At 73.2% G+C, this 18,974-nt stretch carries 16 protein-coding genes; 12 read left to right on the forward strand and 4 right to left on the reverse strand.

Annotation, left to right across the window (positions count from 1 at the left end; translation table 11 throughout):
* Positions 1-4: 4 nt before the first annotated feature.
* Positions 5-2,779 carry an AAA family ATPase gene (locus AB0M88_RS00660; RefSeq protein WP_364093348.1) on the reverse strand — a complete coding sequence of 925 codons (2,775 nt, stop codon included), beginning with the start codon at positions 2,777-2,779 and terminating at the stop codon, positions 5-7.
* 589 nt (positions 2,780-3,368) lie between these two features.
* Between AB0M88_RS00660 and AB0M88_RS00665 the strand changes: the two genes are divergently transcribed.
* Genes AB0M88_RS00665 through AB0M88_RS00685 form a run of 5 tightly spaced genes read left to right on the forward strand, consistent with a single transcriptional unit; the run spans position 3,369 to position 8,414 of the window.
* Positions 3,369-4,151 carry a 2-amino-3,7-dideoxy-D-threo-hept-6-ulosonate synthase gene (locus AB0M88_RS00665; protein WP_364093350.1) on the forward strand — a complete coding sequence of 261 codons (783 nt, stop codon included), beginning with the start codon at positions 3,369-3,371 and terminating at the stop codon, positions 4,149-4,151.
* Positions 4,148-5,302: a 3-dehydroquinate synthase II gene (locus tag AB0M88_RS00670; RefSeq protein ID WP_364093352.1), complete on the forward strand. Its 1,155-nt coding sequence runs from the start codon at positions 4,148-4,150 to the stop codon at positions 5,300-5,302. Before AB0M88_RS00665 ends, AB0M88_RS00670 begins: the two co-directional genes overlap by 4 nt.
* The gene (locus AB0M88_RS00675) at positions 5,299-6,048 is read left to right on the forward strand and encodes an amidohydrolase family protein (RefSeq protein WP_364093354.1); all 750 of its coding nucleotides are present in this window, start codon (positions 5,299-5,301) and stop codon (positions 6,046-6,048) included. Before AB0M88_RS00670 ends, AB0M88_RS00675 begins: the two co-directional genes overlap by 4 nt.
* Positions 6,042-7,295 carry an AMP-binding protein gene (locus AB0M88_RS00680; protein WP_364093356.1) on the forward strand — a complete coding sequence of 418 codons (1,254 nt, stop codon included), beginning with the start codon at positions 6,042-6,044 and terminating at the stop codon, positions 7,293-7,295. Before AB0M88_RS00675 ends, AB0M88_RS00680 begins: the two co-directional genes overlap by 7 nt.
* Positions 7,296-7,307: 12 nt before the next feature.
* Complete coding sequence (locus tag AB0M88_RS00685; RefSeq protein WP_364093358.1) at positions 7,308-8,414, forward strand: FAD-dependent monooxygenase; 1,107 nt, start codon at positions 7,308-7,310, stop codon at positions 8,412-8,414.
* Here the strand turns inward: AB0M88_RS00685 and AB0M88_RS00690 are convergent.
* The 3 genes from AB0M88_RS00690 to AB0M88_RS00700 all read right to left on the reverse strand — a co-directional run bounded on the left by AB0M88_RS00690 (position 8,384) and on the right by AB0M88_RS00700 (position 11,435).
* Entirely contained in the window at positions 8,384-9,559 is a 1,176-nt protein-coding gene (locus AB0M88_RS00690; RefSeq protein ID WP_364093360.1) for a LuxR C-terminal-related transcriptional regulator, read from the reverse strand. The genes AB0M88_RS00685 and AB0M88_RS00690 overlap by 31 nt on opposite strands.
* 126 nt (positions 9,560-9,685) lie before the next feature.
* Positions 9,686-10,357: a Crp/Fnr family transcriptional regulator gene (locus AB0M88_RS00695; RefSeq protein ID WP_364093363.1), complete on the reverse strand. Its 672-nt coding sequence runs from the start codon at positions 10,355-10,357 to the stop codon at positions 9,686-9,688.
* A 25-nt stretch (positions 10,358-10,382) separates the two neighbouring features.
* Entirely contained in the window at positions 10,383-11,435 is a 1,053-nt protein-coding gene (locus AB0M88_RS00700; protein WP_364093366.1) for an XdhC/CoxI family protein, read from the reverse strand.
* 118 nt (positions 11,436-11,553) lie between these two features.
* Here AB0M88_RS00700 and AB0M88_RS00705 point away from each other — a divergent pair, with 118 nt between their 5' ends.
* The 7 genes from AB0M88_RS00705 (at position 11,554) to AB0M88_RS00735 (ending at position 18,682) form a co-directional block, all read left to right on the forward strand.
* Positions 11,554-12,447: a xanthine dehydrogenase family protein subunit M gene (locus AB0M88_RS00705; protein ID WP_364093369.1), complete on the forward strand. Its 894-nt coding sequence runs from the start codon at positions 11,554-11,556 to the stop codon at positions 12,445-12,447.
* The gene (locus AB0M88_RS00710; protein WP_364093372.1) at positions 12,447-12,923 is read left to right on the forward strand and encodes a (2Fe-2S)-binding protein; all 477 of its coding nucleotides are present in this window, start codon (positions 12,447-12,449) and stop codon (positions 12,921-12,923) included. The genes AB0M88_RS00705 and AB0M88_RS00710 overlap by 1 nt, the downstream gene beginning before the upstream one ends.
* A complete protein-coding gene (locus AB0M88_RS00715; RefSeq protein ID WP_364093375.1) occupies positions 12,920-15,313 on the forward strand; it encodes an aerobic carbon-monoxide dehydrogenase large subunit in 2,394 nt (797 codons plus the stop codon). The genes AB0M88_RS00710 and AB0M88_RS00715 overlap by 4 nt, the downstream gene beginning before the upstream one ends.
* A 101-nt stretch (positions 15,314-15,414) precedes the next feature.
* On the forward strand, positions 15,415-16,236 hold the full coding sequence (locus AB0M88_RS00720; RefSeq protein WP_364093513.1) for an XdhC family protein: 822 nt from the start codon (positions 15,415-15,417) through the stop codon (positions 16,234-16,236).
* Positions 16,236-16,796 (forward strand): nucleotidyltransferase family protein, encoded by a 561-nt coding sequence (locus AB0M88_RS00725; RefSeq protein WP_364093377.1) that lies wholly within the window; start codon positions 16,236-16,238, stop codon positions 16,794-16,796. Before AB0M88_RS00720 ends, AB0M88_RS00725 begins: the two co-directional genes overlap by 1 nt.
* Positions 16,793-17,641, forward strand: a complete 849-nt coding sequence (locus AB0M88_RS00730) for a MoxR family ATPase (protein ID WP_364093379.1) — start codon at positions 16,793-16,795, stop codon at positions 17,639-17,641. The genes AB0M88_RS00725 and AB0M88_RS00730 overlap by 4 nt, the downstream gene beginning before the upstream one ends.
* Before the next feature lie 9 nt (positions 17,642-17,650).
* Positions 17,651-18,682, forward strand: a complete 1,032-nt coding sequence (locus AB0M88_RS00735) for an SRPBCC domain-containing protein (protein ID WP_364093381.1) — start codon at positions 17,651-17,653, stop codon at positions 18,680-18,682.
* The last annotated feature ends 292 nt before the right edge of the window (positions 18,683-18,974 follow it).

The raw sequence follows: 18,974 nt of genomic DNA on the forward strand, positions 1-18,974 counted from the left end.
CGCATCACGTAGTCGAGCTATTTCGTGCCCGTTCCCGCGCGACGACGGTGGCCAGTTCCACCCGGCGTCCGATGCCCAGCTTCGAGAAGATCTTGCGCAGGTGACTGTCGACGGTGTGCTTCGACAGGAACAGCCGCTGTGCCACCTCGACGTTGGTCAGCCCCTGGGCCACCAGCAGGGCGACGTTGCGCTCGGCCGTGGAGAGCTGCGGGAGGAAGGCCGGTGGCGCCGGTTTGCGTTTGACCGGGCCGCGCCTTCTCTCCAGTCGCTCCTGTGCCTGGCGCGCGCCGCAGTCGACGGCCAGGGCCAGCGCCTCGTCGGTCCAGGCCCGCGCGGTCGCCGCGTCGACCCCGGTCCCGGCGGCGTCCTCCAGGGCGGCGGCCAGGGCGAGCGGGCGCGGGGTGGCGCGGAATCCGTCGACCGCGGCCCGCAGGCGTACGGGATCGCCGTGCAGCAGGCCCTCCGCGTGGTCGGCCGCGGCGGCCGCCGAGCGGGAGGCCGGGTTGCGGCCGGCCAGTTCGCGGGCGGCCCGGGCGGCCAGCGCGGCCCGGGCCCGGTCGCCGGCCGACAGGGCCAGCATGACCAGCGGGCCGGCCGCGGCGGGGTCGGCGGCGAGCAGCGCGGGCCGGGCCGGCATCGCGTCGTAGAGTCCGGCGACCAGCGCGACCGCCTGGTCGGGGGCCCCGGTCGCGGCGAGCAGCAGCGCCTGCGGCCAGAGCACGTCCTCGGGCGCCGCGGTGATGCCCCGCTCGGTGAACCGGCGCATCCGGGCCAGGCAGCTCTGGGCGGTCTCGAGGTCGGCGCGGAGCACGGCCAGGCGGACGAGCGAGCCGAGCAGCGGAACGGCCAGCTGGTTGGCGGTCTGCGCCTCGGCCGTGCTGACCCCGGCATCGGCCTCGGCCGCCGCCTCGTCGAGCCGGCCGCGGGCGCTGAGCAGGGCGGCGTTGTAGTAGTGCCAGAGCGGCTGGGCCCAGTTGACGCCGAGCCGTTCCGACTCCTCGCGGCCCCGGCGCAGCGTGATGCCGGCCTCGTCGAGCCGGTCGAGCGAGGTGAGGGCGCTGCCGAGCCAGATGCGGGGATGCCGGTGCCGGGCGGCGCCGCCGCTGCGGTCGGCCAGGTCGGTGGCGGCCCGGGCATGGGCGTACGCGTCGTCCAGCCGGCCCTCGGCCTGGGCGACCAGGGTGCGCGCGGTGCGGCCGAAGACCGCGGCGCCGTGCTCGCCGCCCGCGCGCCCGAGCCGGTCGGCCTCGGCGCCGGACGCGTCGGCGGCCGCCAGATCGTCCACATAGACCAGGGCATGGGCCCGGATCGCGTGCAGACCGGCCCGCAGCCCGTCCGAGATGCCGTGCAGGCCGAGGCCGCGGTCGGCGTATTCGACCGAGGCCCGGTTGTGCCCGGCGTGTTTGCACGCCTCGGCCAGCCCGAGCAGCAGGGCGGCCTCGTTCTCCGGGTCGAGGCCCGCCCGCAGCGCCTCTTCGCCCAGCGTGCGGGCCTCGGCGACCCGGGCGGCGGAGGCGAGCAGGCCGACCGCCTCGGCGGCCAGGGTGGGCCGCTGCGGGTCGTGCTCGCCGATCGCCCCGAGCGCGTGCAGGATCAGGTCGGCCGCGGTGGCCGGGGCGACCGCCGCGACCTCGGCCGCCGCGTCCCGCAGCGACTTGACCGCCTCGGCCGAGCCGGAACGCCCGCCCTGCAGCAGGTGCTCGGCGACCTCGCGGGCCGGGCGGTGCTCGTCGCGGGCGATCGCGGCGGCGTCGCGGTGCAGCTGCTCGCGGACCGCCCGGCGCAGGCCGTTGTAGACGGCCTGGCGCACCAGGTCGTGCTTGAACGACAGGCCGTCGATCTCCTCGGTCAGCAGGCCGGCCGCGGTCGCCTCGTCGATCAGCGGGAACAGCTCGGCCGGGTCGCGCCGCATCAGCCGGGCCGCCGCCTCGATGCCGAACGGCCGCAGCGGCACCGAACCGGCCTGCAGCAGCAGCCGGGTGTCGGCGCTCAGGCTGTCGAGGATGTCGCGCACCGTGTTGACGAAGCTGGACGGCAGATCGTCGCCGATCACGGTCGCGGAGTTGCTGTTGATCACCAGCTGGCCGGTCCGCCGCAGCGCGGTGACCAGCTGCTCGACCCGCAGCGGGTTCCCGCCGCAGCCGGCCGCCAGGGCGAGCACGGTGTTGTCGACCTCGGTGCCGACCCGCTCGGCGCACAGCGCGGCCACCGCCGGGTCGCCGAGCACGTCGAGCCGCAGCGGCTCGGTGCCCCGCCGGCTCAGCCAGTCGAGGGTGTCGTGGCCGGTCGAGTCGCTCTGCCCGTCGCGGGCCGCGAAGATCCACCGGACCGGGAACGACTCCAGCGCCGGCACCAGCTCGCGGAAGGCCAGCGCGCTCAGCTCGTCCATCCAGTGGGCGTCGTCGATGACGATCAGCAGCGGCCGGCGGGCGGCGAAGGTCTCCAGCGAGGCCCGCAGCTGCTCGAGCACCAGGTAGGAGTCGACGTGCCGGTCGGGCCGGCCGAGCCAGCCGAACTCGCCGGTCGGCGGGCTGCAGTTGCGCAGCGCCCCGGCGAGGGTGACCAGCGGGGCGGCCAGGTCGTGCTTGAACGCCTCCCGGGCCGCGACCGCGATGCCCAGCTCGTCGGCGATGTCGCCGGCCGCCCGCAGCAGCCGCGACTTGCCGATGCCGGCCGGGCCGGTGAGCACGTGGCAGCCGCCCGCGCCGGCGGCGGTGTCCTCCAGCGCCCGCCGGATGGTGGCCAGTTCGGCTTCGCGGCCGAAGATGTCGTCCTTCACGACGGCACCCCGGGCGCGACCGGGCCGGCCGCCGCGGGGCGGTCGGCTGCTGCGAAACGGCAATAGCTGCTCAGAGCGATCTCCATGGCGGCGTCACGGATGTCTGAAAGTATCTGGCGGACCGATCCGGCCGATCTCGTCGATCGGCGAATGACCCTTTCGGACAGTCGTGCGCCCCGACCGGTGGCTCGGTGGCGGCCGGATCTCCACAAAGTGCGGGGGCTTCGGCGCGCATCTTGACATCAGCCGTCGGGAGAATGCCAGTCGATCATTTCTTCGACCGCGGGCACGATCACCCGACCGGCGGTCACCCGCCCCCACAAGTCACCCGTACGGGTGACCGCCGGGCCCCGGAAAGACAGGCACGCCAACGGTTCCTGATTGGCGCCGTCCAACCCGGACCGAAGTGCGCACGTTCACACACCATTTGACGTCGGTGAATGTCGCCAGGCAACTTCCCACTCGTGCGGGACTACTCGCTCGATCGCCTCTGACCTGCACTTCTCGTATACCTACTCATTTGAGTAGTAGGGCCGCCCGACTCCCGCCGATAGCGTGCGAACTGATTCACGGCAAAAGGGGGAAAGCGGTGCTCGGCAACGAATCCGGTGGCCGTCGGCGACGCCTCGGCCGCCTTTACCGGCACGATCCGGCACGACTGCTCGTCGTGCCGCTCGACCACGCGATGGCCTCCGGGCCGATCGGAACCGACCTCGACGACCTGGCCGGCCGGCTGGCGTCCGGCGGGGCCGACGCGGTGGTGCTGCACAAGGGGGCGCTGCGCCACATCGCCGCCCACCGGTTCCGCGACCTCGCCCTGGTGCTGCACCTCAACGCGAGCACCGGCCTGGCCCCCGACCCGGACGCGAAATATCCGGTGGCGACCGTCGAGGAGGCGCTGCGGCTGGGCGCCGACGCGGTCAGCGTGCACGTCAACCTGGGTTCGGCGACCGAGGACCGGCAGGTCGCCCACCTGGCCGCGGTGGCCGGCGACTGCGACCGGTGGGGCGTGCCGCTGCTGGCCATGATGTACGCCCGGGGGCCGGCCATCGCCGACCCGCGCTCGCCCGCCGTCGTCGCCCACGCCGTGACGGTCGCCGCCGAACTCGGCGCCGACCTGGTCAAGACGCCACTTCCGGACGACGAGGCGGCTGTCGTCCGGATCACCGCCGGCTGCCCCGTCCCGGTGCTGGCGGCCGGCGGTGAGGCGGGCCGGCCCGACGCGGTCCTCGCCGCGCTGGCCGGCTCGCTGCGCGCCGGAGCCGGCGGCGTCGCGGCCGGGCGCCTGATCTTCACCGCCCCCGACCCGGCCGCCGCGATCCGCCACCTGGCCACCCTGGTCCACGGCCGAACCCCGGCGGTGATCCGATGACCGCGACTCCCGAGCCGAACGCGGCTGCCAGCCCGGCGGCGCGCGGCCGTAAGCAGTGCTGGCTCGACCTGCGTGACCTGCCCGACTGGCGGACCGCAGCTGCCGAGGAAGCCCTCCACCAGCGTTTCGACGCCGTGGTCGCCTCCGACGTGGCCGACCTGGCCCCGCTGCCGCCGACGATCAGGCGGGTGCTCGCGCCGGCCGGGCCCGACCTCCCGGACGACCTCGGCAACGCCGACCTCGTACTGGTGGACCCGGCCGTGCACGGTGACCCGGCCGCCCTGAAGGGCCGCTACCCGGACGTGCCGATCGGCGGCCGGCACGAGGTCACCGACGCCGCCAGCCTCGACGTGGCCTGTGACGGGGTACGCCACGACCCGGTGACGCTGATCCGGTTCCGCGATCCGACCAACATTCCGATGGAGATCGTGCTCGCCGCCGCCGACGGGGCGACCGGCACCATCGTCACCGCGGTCGACCGGGTCGAGGACGCCGAGGTGCACCTGGCCGTCCTGGAGCACGGGCCGGACGCCGTGCTGCTCGCCCCGGCCGCGCCGGGCGACGCGACCCGGCTCGCCGAGGTCGTCCGCTACCGCCCGGCCGACCTGCGGCTGACCACGTTCACCGTCACCGCGGTGCGGCACGCCGGGCGGGGCGACCGGGCCTGCGTCGACACCTGCTCCTACCTGCGGCCCGACGAGGGCATCCTGACCGGGTCGCGCTCGCGGGCGCTGCTGCTCTGCGTCAGCGAGACCCACCCGCTGCCCTACATGCCGACCCGGCCGTTCCGGGTCAACGCCGGGGCGGTCATGTCGTACACGCTGGCCGGGCCCGAGCGGACGCGCTACCTGAGCGAACTGGGCGCCGGCGACACCGTGCTGGCGGTCGGGGCGGACGGGCGCACGCGGCGGGTGACCGTTGGCCGGGTGAAGATCGAGACCCGGCCGCTGCTGAGCATGGAGGCGGTCGCGCCGGGCGGCGAGCGGGCCAACCTGATCGTCCAGGACGACTGGCACGTGCGCGTGCTCGGGCCGGGAGCAACGGTTCTCAACTCGACCGAGCTCAAGCCGGGCGACGAGATCCTCGGCTACCTGCCGGGGCGCGACCGGCACGTCGGCTACCCGATCGACGAACAGTGTTACGAGCAATGAGCGTCTTCGACTTCCACGCCCGGCTGGTCCCCGGGGGTGACGGCCGGCTGCTGCAGGCGATGGACCGGGCCGGCATCGACCGGGCGGCGGTCAGCGCCGGTGGGCTGATCGGGCTCGACGAGCTGTCGGTGCAGATCACCTACGGCGGCCGGGTCGAGACACCGGCCGACAACTCGGCGGTTGCCCAGGCGTGCGAGCGGTCCGGTGGACGGCTGCTGCCGTTCTACTTCGCCGATCCACGGCGCGACGTCGACGCGTACCGGAAGGAAGCGGAACATTTCCGCGGCCTGGAGATCTCCCCGGCCGTGCACGGATTCCGGTTGGACGAGCCGGCCGTGGCCGAGCTGGTGGCGATCGCCGCCGCGATGCGGCATCCGGTCTATGTCGTCACGACCGGGCGGCCCGGCTGCCGGCCGGCCGACCTGGCCCGGCTGGCGTTCGAGTTTCCGCAGGCCGTGCTGGTCTGGGGGCACTGCGGGCACACCGGGCTGGAGATGGCCGGGCTGGCCGAGCTGGCGCCCCTGTCCAACGTGGTGGCCGAGCTGTCCGGCTGCCTGACCGTCACCGCGCGCACCGCGATCGACCGGCTCGGGGCCGGGCGGGTGCTGTTCGGCACCGAGTTCCCGCTGCAGCACCCGGCGGTCGAGCTGGCCAAGTGCGCGGCGCTCGGGCTCGAACCGGCCGACCGCGACCGGGTGCTCCGGACCAACGCGTGCCGCTTGCTGGGGGAGGACACGACATGGTGAAACGCCCGCACCTGGGGGACTGGACCGACGCGGTGGGGCTGCGGCGCCTGCAACAGGCGCAGCTCGCGCGGACGCTGGAGGCGGCCACCCGGTCGCCGTTCTATCGCAAGCTCGGCCTGTCGCCGCTGGAGGACATGCCGCTGACCACCAAACAGGACCTGCGGGACGCCTACCCGTTCGGGATGCTGGCGGTCGACCGGTCCGAGCTGGCCACCTACCACGAGTCGAGCGGCAGCACCGGCGCGCCGACCGCGTCCTACTACACCGCCGGCGACTGGCTCGACCTGGTCGACCGCTACGCCCGCAAGCACGTCGGCATCGAGCCGTCGGACACGTTCCTGGTGCGGACGCCGTACGCCCTGATGATCACCGGGCACCTCGCGCACGCGGCGGCCCGGTCCCGCGGGGCGACCGTGGTGCCGGCCGACAACCGGTCGCTGGCCACGCCGTACTCGACCGTGGTCCGGCTGCTGCACGACCTCGACGTGACGGTCACGTGGTCGCTGGCCGCCGACACGCTGCTCTGGGCGGCCGCGGCCGAGCTGGCCGGGCTCCGCGACTTCCCGGCCCTGCGCGCCCTGTTCGTCGGCGGCGACCCGCTCAGCCCGGCGAAGCGGTCCCGGATCGAGCAGATCTGGGGCGTGCCGGTCGTCGAGGAGTACGGCGCGACCGAGACCGGCAGCCTGGCCGGCCAGTGCCCGTACGGCCGGCTGCACCTGTGGGCCGACCGGGCGATCTTCGAGGTGCTCTCGGGCGGGCGTCTGCTGCCGGCCGGGCGTGGACAGCTCGTGGTCACGCCGCTCTACCGCGAGGCGATGCCGCTGCTGCGCTACAACACCGAGGACGAGGTCGAGGTCTCGCTCGGGGACTGCCCGTGCGGGTGGGCGCTGCCGACGGTGCGGATCCTCGGGCGCACCGCGTTCGCGGCCGGGGAACTCACCCAGGTCGGCGTCGAGGAGCTGGTGTTCGGGCTGCCCGCCGAGTACGGCGTGCGGTTCTGGCGGGCGCGGCCGGCCGGCGACCGGCTGATCATGCAGATCGAGGTCGGCCCGGAGCACGCGCCGGCGGCGGCCGCCGCGCTCGGTGAGGCGGTCGGGGCGGCGTACGGAATCGAGGCCGGCATCGAAACGATGCCGCCGGGTTCCCTCGTGCCCCTGGGGTTGTTGACCGCCGGGCCGGAACTGATGAAACCGCGCGGGCTGTTCGCCGCGGGCGAGGACTGGGATCGCGCCCTGCGGTACTACTGATCGGGAGTTCGGATGAGGATTGTCGTGGCCGGCGGCGGAATCGGGGGCCTGGCGCTGGCGATCGCCCTGCAGCGCCGCGGGATCGACTGCACGGTGCTGGAACGCGACCGCGTGCTCAGCTCGGCCGGCGGCGGCCTGCAGCTCTCACCGAACGGCACCGCGGTCCTGCGGCGGCTCGGGCTGGGTGCCGCGCTGGACGGCGCCTTCCGGCCGGCCGGCCGCCAACTGCGACGCTGGCGCGACGGCGGCCTCATCAGCCGCGTCCCGCTGGGGCGGGACGCGCTCCGGCGGTACGGCGATCCCTACGTCACCGTGCGCCGTTCCGTGCTGCGCCGGCTGCTGTACGACGTGGTCGCCCCGCGGGTGCGCCTGGGCCGGGCGGCGACCGCGCTGGCCGGGACCGGCGTGACCCTCTCCGACGGCTCGTTCGAACCGGCCGACGTGGTGATCGGCGCCGACGGCCTGAACTCGGCGGTCCGCCCCTACCTGATCGCCGACCCGCTCCGGTTCAGCGGGCACATCGCCTACCGCGCCGTGGTGCCGGCCTCGCTCTTCTCCACAGTGGACGTCACCGTCTGGCTCGGGCCCGGCCAGCACTTCGTGTGCTATCCGATCGGCGACGGCCGGAGCCTCAACCTGGTCGCGACGCTGCCCGCGGCCGTGGCCCCGCCGCCCGCCCGCGGGGTCCGCGCCGACGAGCTGCTCGCCGCGTACACCGGGTGGGACCCGACCGTGCGGGGCCTGCTCGCCGCGGCCGGCTCGTTCGACCGTCATCCCCTGTTCGAACGCCCGGCGCCCGGCCCGCGAAGCTGGGGGCGGATCGCCCTGCTCGGCGACGCCGCCGTGCCGATGCTGCCGTTCCTGGCCCAGGGTGCCTGCCAGGCGCTGGAGGACGCCGAGTCGCTGGCCCGCCACCTCGGGAGCCCCGGCGGCCTGACCGCCTACGCGGCCGAGCGCCACGACCGGGCCGAGCAGGTCGCCGCCGCCTCCCGGGCCGGCTCGCACAACAACCACCTGGCCGACGGCGCCGCCCAGCGACGGCGAGACCGGCACCTGGCCGGTCTCACCCTGAGCGACATGGACTGGATCTATGCCCCGCCCGGGCGGGTGCCGGCGTGACCGCGGCCGGTCAGGCCGGCCAGCTCGACCCGCGAGCTGATGCCGAGCTTCTGGAAGATCTGGCGCAGGTGGTAGTTGACCGTGTGGGGCGAACGGTTGAGCCGCCCCGCGATCTGCTGGTTGGTCAGCGCCTGTCCGGCCAGCTCGGCGATCTCGCGTTCGCGCACGCTGAGCACGGTCAGGTCGCGCAACCCACCCCGGCGGGGCGGCGCGGCCGGCGGGTGCGAGCGCCGGGGCCCGGTACGCGGTTGCTCGCCGCGCAACGCCGCCACCACCGGCCGCGGCATCGTCGCCTCGACCGCGGTGCGCACCAGCTCGTGCCGGAACGCCAGCAGCTCGGTGTCCCCGTCCAGCAGCCCGGCGGCGATCACCTCGTCGAGCGGCGGCAGCAGGCTCACCAGGCCCGACCGCATCAGCCGGGCCAGCCGGGCGAGCGGGAACCGTCCGCGCAACGCCGTCGCCGCCTGCACCAGATGGCGGGCGGCCGGCGAGAGCGCCGCCACCTGCCGCCGCAGCCGGGCCTCGGTACGCCGGGGAAGCCGGGTCGCGGTGAGGCCGATCCGCGCGTCCTCGACCCGCAGCATCTCCTCCTCGCGCAGGCCGGTCAGCAGATCGGAGAGCGCACCCGGGCGGCCCGCCGCGACCCGGCACAGCGTGAGCAGGCCGTCGCCCGGCAGCCCGCCCAGTTCGGACGCCACCAGCGCCGCCACCTCGGCCGGGGTGAGCGGTGGCAGGCGGATGTGGTGGGTCTCCGCGCCGAGCAGGTGGTCGGCGGCGAGCGGGTCGGCCTCGATCCGGCCGGTGACCATGACCAGCACCGGCACCGTCTCGGCCAGACGGTCGAGGGCGGGCCACGCACCGGGCTCGACCCGATGCGGATGGTCGCAGGTCAGCAGCATCGGGCCGGGCTCCCGGCGGGCCCGCTGCAGCAGCCGCCGGGCCCGGTCGGCGGTGATCCAGCCGGCCTCGCCGACCGTACGCCAGCCGCGGTCCCGGGCCCGCACCGCGATCTCGGCCAGCAGACGGCTCCGGCCGCTGCCCGCCGGCCCCTCGATGACCAGCACGGACGGCTGGCCGGCCGGCAACTCCTCGAGCACCTCGAGCGCCTGCCGGATCTCCTCGTCGCGTCCAATCAGAGACACCATGGCCCCTCCCTCGCAGTGTCCGGTAGTTGCGATGGTGAGCCCCGGTTCTTCCGGGAACCTGCTCGAATCAGGTGATCTGGCGAGGCGGTCGGATTGACGACGGCAGATCGACCGGGCCGGCCCGGCTCAGATCGACGAGGCCAGCTTGGCCAGGCGCACCGGATCCAGCAGACGGATGCGGCGGTAGCCGGTCGTGATGAGCCCGGCGTCCCGTAGGTCGCGCATCGCCTTCTGCACCGTGGCCTGGCCGATCGCGATCATCGCCGCGAGTTCGGGCTGGCTCAGCGGCACCGTCAGCTCGACCGAGCCGTCCGGCCGCTCCCGCCCGCACACCTCGGCGATCTCGGAGAGCAGCCGGGCCAGGCGGATGTGGGCCGGGAACGCGGCGAAGTCGGAGCGCCGCCGGTTGGCCCAGCGCAGCTGCCGGGCGACCGCGCCGGCGATCAGGCGGGCCGCGTCGGGCCGGTGACCCAGGAACCCCTCGAACCGGGCCTGGGAGAGGATGCCCGCGGTGACCCGGCCGCAGGCGGTGACGGTCGCGTTGCGGGGCTCGCCGGTGAGCGCGCCGATCTCGCCGACCAGCTCGCCGGGGAGCCGGATGCCGAGCAGCGTCTCGTGGCCCTCGACCGCGGTGGTGACCTTGACGAAGCCGCCGAGCAGCAGGATCACGTGGGTGTCGGTGCCGCCCTCGCGGATCAGCACCTGGCCGCTCTCGAATCGTTTGCGGCTGCTCTCGGCCACCAGCTCGGCCACAGCGGAGGGCGGGAGGCTGCCCAGGAAAGTGCCCTCCGTGGTCACACGGCAATCCTAGGTGGCCCGTGTCTTATGTGGTGCCGTGGATCGGCGTCTCCAGCTCGGACAACGGGAGTCCGGTTCCGCCCCACGAGCGGGCGACGATCTCGGCCGCGATCGCGACCGCGGTCTCCTCGGGGGTACGGGCGCCCAGGTCGAGCCCGATCGGCGCGGACAGCCGGGCCAGCGCCTCCTCGCTCACGCCGGCCTCCCGAAGTCGCTGCCTCCGGTCCTCGTGGGTGCGGCGCGAGCCCATCACGCCGACGTACCGGGCCCGGGTGCGCAGGGCCACCTCGAGCAGCGGGATGTCGAACTTCGGGTCGTGGGTGAGCACGCAGAGCACGGTCCGCTCGTCGACCGGGGTCGAGGCCAGGTAGCGGTGCGGCCAGTCGACGACCAGCTCGTCGGCGTCCGGGAAGCGCTTGCGGGTGGTGAAGACGCCCCGGGCGTCGCAGACGGTCACGTGGTAGCCGAGGAACCGGCCGATCCGGGCCACCGCCGAGGCGAAGTCGATCGCCCCGAAGACGATCATGCGGGGCGGGGTGGCGTACGACTGGACGAACACCGGCACCTCGCACGCCCGGACCGTGCCGGTCGTGCCGGCCGCCAGCATCCCGGCCACCTGCGCCGCCGCCGAGTGGTCGACCTCGGGATCGCCGAGGCTGCCGGTGGCCCCCACGGGCCAGACCACCAGCTGGGCGTCCTCGACCGAGGCCGTGGCGACCGGCCGGCCCTCCCGGATCGCCGCGATCACCTGGTCGATATCGGTCAGCGCGGAGTCGGGCTGGATCAGCACCTCGATGGTTCCACCACAGGTCAGGCCGACCTCGAACGCTTCGTCGTCGCTCACCCCGTACGTCTGGGTCTGCGCCTTTCCGGTGCGGAGCACCTCTTCCGCCGCCGCGTAGACGGCGGCCTCGACGCATCCGCCGGAGACGCTGCCCAGCACCTCGCCCTGATCGTTCACGGCCATCGCCGCACCCGGTTGCCGAGGCGCCGAATGCCAGGTGCGCACGACCGTGGCCAGCGCGAAGGCATAACCGGCGGAGCGCCAGGCGGCCAGGCCGTCCACGATGTCCCGCATAGTCGCACCATCCGTGATCGCCCGGTCCCAAGTCAACGGCGAGTTAAGAGATCGCTTAGGTCGCTGTTGACTTTGCCGCAGGTCGGCGCAAGATTCGGCGAAACCCCGGAGGTGCAGCATGCAGGTGCCGGCTCCGTTCGAATACCAACGCGCCACGAGCGTCGACCACGCCATCGGGCTGCTGGAGCGGCTGGGCGACACCGCCCGGCTCGTCGCGGGCGGGCACAGTCTGCTGCCGATGATGAAGCTCCGGCTGGCCAATTTCGAATATCTCATCGACATCAACGATCTGCACGGCGAGCTGGCCTACATCCGCACCGGCCCCGGCGAGGTACGCATCGGCGCCCTGACCCGGCACCGTGAGCTGCTCGAATCGGACGAGCTGGCGGCCGCGTTCCCGATCTTCCGGGACGCCGAGCGGGTGATCGCCGACCCGGTGGTGCGCAACCGGGGCACGCTGGGCGGCTCGCTCTGCCAGGCCGACCCGTCCGAGGACCTCTCCGCGGTCTGCACCACGCTCGACGCCAGCTGCGTGATCCGGGGCCCGGGCGGGGCCGAGCGGGTGGTGTCGATGGAGGAGTTCCACGTCGGGCCGTACGAGACGGCGGTCGGCGACGGCGAGATCCTGGTCGAGGTCCGGTTCCCGCGCCGCGACGGCGGAAGCAGCGCCTACGAGAAAGTCGAGCGCCGGGCCGGTGACTGGGCCGTGGTCTCGGCCGGCGCCGCGGTCTGGCTGGCCGGCGGGGTCATCACCGACGCCCGGGTGGGGCTGGCGGCGGTCGGCCCCAACACCACCGGCATCCCCGAGATCTCGGACGCGCTGCGCGGGCGACCACCGGGCGAGGACCTCTTCACGACCGCCGGCGAGATCGCGGCCCGCACCTGCGACCCGGCGACCGATCAGCGCGGAAGCGCCGACTACAAGCGCCACCTGGCCGGCGAACTGACCCGGCGCACTCTCCGGAAGGCCGTCGAACGAAGCCGATTTGATCAAGTGGGGAGCGCATTCTGATGCAGGTCACGATGAGCGTCAACGACGTCGAGGTCACCCGGGAGATCGAGGGCCGGCTACTGCTGGTGCACTTCCTGCGCGACGAACTGGGGCTGACCGGCACCCACTGGGGCTGCGACACCAGCAACTGCGGCACCTGCGTCGTCTGGCTGGACGGCGAGCCGGTCAAGTCGTGCACGGTGCTCGCCGCGATGGCCGGTGGGCACGAGGTGCGTACGGTCGAAGGGCTGGCGCGAGGTGCCGAGCTCGACCCCGTCCAGCAGGGTTTCATGCAGTGTCACGGCCTGCAGTGCGGGTTCTGCACGCCCGGCATGATGATGACCGCCCGGGCCCTGCTCGACCGCAACCCCGACCCGACCGACGGCGAGATCCGTGAGGCGATCAGCGGCCAGATCTGCCGCTGCACGGGATACGCGACGATTGTCCGATCTGTGCGGTGGGCGGCCGTGCACGAGGCTTCCGAGGTGGCGCGATGACGACGACGCAGGACGCCAAGCTCACGGCCTTCGAGGACAACGACCACAAGCCGCTCGGCCACGGCCGCATGCTCCGCAAAGAAGACCCGCGTTTCGTCCGCGGGCGCGGCCGCTACACCGACGACGTGCAGCTGCCCGGCATGCTCCACCTCGCCATCCTGCGGTCCCCGTTCGCCCACGCGCGCATCGTCGGCATCGACACCAGCGCCGCCGAGGCCTCGCCCGGCGTCCGGGCCGTCGTCACCGGCGAGACCCTGGCCGGTCTCGGCCTGGCCTGGATGCCCACCCTCTCCAACGACGTGCAGGCCGTGCTCGCCACCGACAAGGTGCGCTTCCAGGGCCAGGAGGTCGCCTTCGTGGTGGCCGACAACCGGTACGCGGCCCGCGACGCGCTCGAGCTCATCGACGTGGAGTACGACGTGCTGGAACCGGTGATCGACGCCCGCCGGGCGCTCGAACCCGGCGCCCCGGTGATCCGCGACGACCTCGAAGGCAAGACCGACAACCACTGCTTCGACTGGGAGACCGGCGACAAGGAGGCGACCGAGGCCGTCTTCGCCCGGGCCGACGTGGTCGTCCGACAGGACCTGGTCTACCCGCGCGTGCACCCGGCGCCGATGGAGACCTGCGGCGCGGTCGCCGACTTCGACCCGGTCGAGGGCAAGCTGCGGCTCTGGTCGACCACCCAGGCCCCGCACGCCCACCGCACGCTCTACGCGATCGTGGCCGGCATCCCCGAGCACAAGATCCAGGTGATCTCGCCCGACATCGGCGGCGGCTTCGGCAACAAGGTGCCGATCTACCCCGGGTACGTCTGCGCGATCGTCGGCTCGATCGTCACCGGCAAGCCGGTCAAATGGATGGAGGACCGGTCGGAAAACCTGATCAGCACCGGTTTCGCCCGCGACTACATCATGCGCGGCGAGATCGCCGCGACCCGCGACGGCAAGATCCTGGCGATCCGTACGCACGTGCTCGCCGACCACGGCGCGTTCAACGGTACGGCCGCGCCGGTCAAATATCCGGCCGGCTTCTTCGGGGTGTTCACCGGCAGCTACGACCTCGAGGCCGCGTACTGCGACATGACCGCGGTCTATACCAACAAGGCGCCCGGCGGGGTGGCGTACGCGTGCTCGTTCCGCATCACCGAGGCGGTCTACCTGGTCGAACGGATCGTCGACTGCCTGGCCGACGAGCTCGCGATGGACCCGGCCGAGCTGCGCCTGCGCAATTTCATCCGGCCCGAGCAGTTCCCGTACGAGAGCAAGACCGGCTGGGTCTACGACTCCGGCAACTACGAGCCGACGATGAGGCTCGCCATGGAACTGGCCGGCTATGCCGACCTGCGCCGCGAGCAGCAGGAGAAACGCGAGCGCGGTGAGCTGATGGGCATCGGCATCGCGTTCTTCACCGAGGCGGTCGGGGCCGGCCCGCGCAAGCACATGGACATCCTCGGCCTCGGCATGGCCGACGGCTGCGAGCTGCGGGTCCACCCGACCGGCAAGGCCGTCGTCCGGCTGTCGGTGCAGTCGCAGGGCCAGGGCCACGAGACGACGTTCGCGCAGATCGTGGCCGAGGAGATCGGCATCCCGCCGGACGACATCGAGGTGGTGCACGGCGACACCGACCAGACGCCGTTCGGCCTCGGCACGTACGGCAGCCGGTCGACCCCGGTCAGCGGCGCGGCGGCCGCGCTGGTCGCCCGCAAGGTCCGCGACAAGGCCCGGCTGATCGCCTCCGGCATGCTCGAGGTCTCGCCCGACGACCTGGAATGGGAGAAGGGCTCGTTCCACGTGGCCGGCGACCCGGGCCGCGCGGTGACCATCCAGGACATCGCGATGAAGGCACACGGGGCCGGTGACCTGCCCGAAGGGCTCGAGGGCGGGCTCGAGGCGCAGATCGTCTACAACCCGCCCAACCTGACCTATCCGCACGGGGCGTACATCTGCGTGGTCGACGTCGACCCGGGCACCGCGGCGGTCAAGGTCCGGCGGTTCATCGCGGTCGACGACTGCGGCACCCGGATCAACCCGATGATCATCGAGGGCCAGATCCACGGTGGCCTCACCGACGGCGTCGGGATGGCCCTGATGGAGATGATCGCGTTCGACGAGGACGGCAACTGCCTCGGCGCCTCGCTGATGGACTACCTGATCCCGACCGCGCTCGAGGTGCCCGACTGGGAGACCGGCTTCACGGTCACGCCGTCGCCGCACCACCCGATCGGGGCCAAGGGCGTGGGGGAGTCGGCCACCGTCGGCTCGCCGCCGGCCATCGTCAACGCGGTCGTCGACGCGCTCAAGCCGTTCGGCGTACGGCACGCCGACATGCCGCTCACCCCGTCCCGGGTCTGGGACGCCATGCAGGGCCGGGCGAACCCGCCGGTCTAGGAGTCGTTCCCATGACGCTTTCCGCCTCACGTTCAGTCGCCTCACGTTCAGTCGCCTCAGGTTCAGCCGCCTCAGGTTCAGTCGCCTCGCGGATCCAGGAGCTGACCGCCTCCCGGAAGCCGTTCGTGCACGCCACCGTCGTCCGGGCCCAGGAACCCACCTCGGCCCGGCCCGGCGACGACGCGGTCGTCCTGGCCGACGGCTCGATCGAGGGATTCGTCGGCGGGGTGTGCGCGGAGAGCTCGGTCCGGGCCGCCTCGCTCGACACCCTGGCCTCCGGAGACTCCCTGCTGCTGCGGGTGCTGCCCTCGTCGTCCTCCGATTTCCCGGCCGCGCCGGGCGCCCTCGTCGTGGTCAACCCGTGCCACTCCGGCGGAGCGCTGGAGATCTTCCTGCGCCCGGTGCTGCCCCGGCCGCTGTTCGGGGTGGCCGGGCAGACGCCGATCGCCCACGCGGTCGCCGAGCTGGCCCGCTACCTCGAATTCGAGGTGGTGTCGGACGGCGACTACGCGGGAGCGGCCGCGGTGGTCGTGGCCGGGCTGGGGCGGGACGAGGAGGCGGCGCTCCGGAGCGCACTCGACGCGCGGGTCGGCTATCTCGCGCTGGTCGCCAGCCGGAAACGGGGAGCGGCGGTGCTCGACGGCATGGACCTGACCGACGAGGAGCGGGCCCGGATTCACACGCCGGCCGGGATCGACATCGGGGCGCGTACGCCCCCGGAGATCGCCCTGTCGATCCTGGCCGAGGTGGTCCGGGCCCGCCGGACCGAAGGTCTGGCGGCCGCTGTCGCGCCCGCGTTGCCGCCGCAGGCCGTCGACCCGGTGTGCGGAATGACCGTGGTGGTCGGGCCGGACACGCCGCACGCCGGTGACCACTGGTTCTGCTGCCAGGGCTGCCTCGACACCTTCCTCGCGGCGGCGTGATGGGGATCGCCGGTCTGGTACTCGCCGCCGGAGGTTCGCTTCGACTGGGTTCGGCCAAGCAGCTGCTGCCCTATCGCGGCCGCACGCTGCTCGACGCGACATTGGACATGGCACGGGCCTGCGGATTTTCCGAATTGCTGGTCGCGCTGGGCGGTTCGGCGGCGCAGGTCCGCGAGCGGGCCGACCTCAGCGGCTGCTTCGTGGTCGACAACCCGGACTTCTCGACCGGCTGCGGGTCGTCCATCCGCTCGGCGATCCCGCACGTCACGGCCTCCTCGTTGGTGCTGCTCCTCGGCGACCAGCCGGGTGTTTCCCCGGACGCCGTCCGTCGCGTCGCCGCGGTGCCCACGCCGATCGGGATCTGCTCGTACGCCGACGGCCTCGGACATCCCTTCCTGTTCCGGCGGCCGCTGTTCGGCTCTCTCACGTCGCTGCACGGCGACAAGGCGGTGTGGAAACTGCTGCACTCAGGCCGCTATCCGGTCACTTCGGTGCCCGTGGACGGCCCGGTGCCGATCGACGTGGACACATGGGCCGACTACGAGCGGCTGCTCTCGTGATCGACTCACCGGCCGGCGTCCGCTCCGCGCTCGACACCGTCGACTATCTCGTCGACGACGGCCTCGCGATGGCCGTCTTCCTCTCCCTGCGGCTGGGGAAGCCGCTGCTGCTGGAGGGCGAGCCCGGCGTCGGCAAGACGGCGGCGGCCAAGGCGTTGGCTTCGAGCTTGGGCACACCACTGATCCGGCTGCAGTGCTACGAGGGCCTGACCCCGGGCGAGGCGCTCTACGAGTGGAACTACCAGCGCCAGCTGCTCGCGATCCGGCTCGCCGAGGCACGCCACGAGAAGCTTGCCGACGCCGACCTGTTCACCGCCGAATTTCTCCAGGACCGGCCGATCCTCCGCGCCGTACGCCACCCCGGCCCGACCCCGCCCGTCCTGCTCATCGACGAGATCGACCGGGCCGACGACGAATTCGAGGCGCTGCTCTTCGAATTCCTCGGCGAGGCCTCCGTGACCATCCCCGAACTGGGCACCTTCACGGCGATCACCCCGCCGGTCGTGGTGCTCACCTCCAACCGCAGCCGCGACCTGCACGACGCGCTGCGGCGCCGGTGCCTCTACCACTGGATCGAATTCCCGACGCTGGACCGTGCGGTCGAGATCGTGCGGCGCGCGGTGCCGGGCGCGACCGGCCCGCTGATCCGCAGCGCGACCGAACTGATCGGCCGCATCCGCCGCCTCGAGCTGGACAAATCGCCCGGCCTCGCCGAGACGATCGACTGGGTGTCGGCGCTGGCCGCCCTCGGCGCCACCGACCTCGCACCCGGCGACGCGCTGCGCACCCTCGGCGCCATCGCCAAAACCCCCGACGACCGGCGCACGATCGCCGAAGCCTTCTGAGGAGACGCCGTGAAGATCACCAACGAGTTCACCGTGCACACCCCGATCGACGAGGCCTGGAAACTCCTCACCGACCTCGAGGCGATCGCCCCGTGCATGCCCGGCGCCGTCCTGACCGGGGTGGAGGACGACACGTACAAGGGCAAAGTGAAGGTCAAGGTCGGCCCGGTAGTCTCCGAGTTCGCCGGCACGGCCCGCTTCCTCGAAAAATCCGACACCGACCACCGGGCATCGATCGACGCGAAGGGCCGCGACGCCCGCTCGGCGGGCAACGCGTCCGCGGTGGTGACGGCGGTGCTGCGCCCGGCCGGCGACAGCACAACGGTCAGCGTGGACACCGACCTGAAGATCTCCGGCAAGCTGGCCCAGTTCGGCAGCGGCATGATCAAGGAGGTGTCGAGCAAGCTGCTGGCCCAGTTCGTAGCCAACCTGGAAGCCAAACTGGCCACCGACACCGCCTCTGCTGCACCGGCCGCCTCCGCCGCACCGCCCGTTTCCCCCTCGGCCGCGTCGCCCGTTTCCGCCTCTGCCGCGTCGCGCGCTTCCCACGCCGTTGTGTCGCCCGCTTCCGCGTCTGCCGCGTCGTCCGCTTCCGTTTCCGCTGCGTCGCCTGCCTCTGCCGCGCCGGCCGCTTCCGTCTCCGGTCCGCCCGGGAGCGCCGAGGCCGCAGCCGCTTCCTCGGCCGCCGCGGTGGAAACCGTCCCCGACACCGCGGTCTCGCCGGCTCCGGTCTCGCCGGCTCCGGTCTCGCCGGCTCCGGTCTCGCCCACCCCCGTCAACGGCGCTACGCCCACGTCAGCGGTGACAGCCTCGGCGTCGGGAGGCGGCGTCGTGCCAAAATCAGCGGCGAAGGCCCAGTCACCGGGCAACGGCACCGCACCGACGTCGTCGGCAACGGTCCAGCTCACACCGCAGCCCGAACCGGAGCCGCTGGACCTCCTGAGCATGGCCGGAAGCTCGGTCTACAAGCGACTGATCCCGCTGGGCGTCGTAGTCGTCGTCATCGCCGCGATCATCGCCTGGCTGATAGGGCGTCGCTGATCGCTCTCGGGCCGCAGGCGCCGTTTCGGCCGCCGGTGCCGTTTGGAGCGCAGGCAGGGTGGGGCCGCAGGCGGGGTGGCGCCGCAAGCGGGGTGGGGCCGCGGGCAGCGTGGAGGCGCAGGCATGTTGGAGGCAGGCTGGAGGCGCAGGCAGCTCGGGTCGCACGCAGCTCGGGTCGCACGCAGCATTGAGGGCGCAGGCAGCTCAGGTCGCACGCCGCTTGGGGCGCAGGCAGCTCGCTCCGCACGCAGTTCACGCCGCAGGCAGCTCGGGCCGCAGCCAGCTCGAGTCG

This window comes from Actinoplanes sp. NPDC051411 (genome assembly GCF_040682075.1).
GTDB lineage: Bacteria > Actinomycetota > Actinomycetes > Mycobacteriales > Micromonosporaceae > Actinoplanes.

Coding starts and splice junctions, on each gene's coding strand:
- AB0M88_RS00710 (WP_364093372.1), top strand. CDS start 12,447: ATGCAGGTCACGATGAGCGTCAACGACGTCGAGGTCACCCGGGAGATC.
- AB0M88_RS00690 (WP_364093360.1), bottom strand. CDS start 9,559: ATGGTGTCTCTGATTGGACGCGACGAGGAGATCCGGCAGGCGCTCGAG.
- AB0M88_RS00705 (WP_364093369.1), top strand. CDS start 11,554: ATGCAGGTGCCGGCTCCGTTCGAATACCAACGCGCCACGAGCGTCGAC.
- AB0M88_RS00675 (WP_364093354.1), top strand. CDS start 5,299: ATGAGCGTCTTCGACTTCCACGCCCGGCTGGTCCCCGGGGGTGACGGC.
- AB0M88_RS00725 (WP_364093377.1), top strand. CDS start 16,236: ATGGGGATCGCCGGTCTGGTACTCGCCGCCGGAGGTTCGCTTCGACTG.
- AB0M88_RS00680 (WP_364093356.1), top strand. CDS start 6,042: ATGGTGAAACGCCCGCACCTGGGGGACTGGACCGACGCGGTGGGGCTG.
- AB0M88_RS00670 (WP_364093352.1), top strand. CDS start 4,148: ATGACCGCGACTCCCGAGCCGAACGCGGCTGCCAGCCCGGCGGCGCGC.
- AB0M88_RS00715 (WP_364093375.1), top strand. CDS start 12,920: ATGACGACGACGCAGGACGCCAAGCTCACGGCCTTCGAGGACAACGAC.
- AB0M88_RS00685 (WP_364093358.1), top strand. CDS start 7,308: ATGAGGATTGTCGTGGCCGGCGGCGGAATCGGGGGCCTGGCGCTGGCG.
- AB0M88_RS00700 (WP_364093366.1), bottom strand. CDS start 11,435: ATGCGGGACATCGTGGACGGCCTGGCCGCCTGGCGCTCCGCCGGTTAT.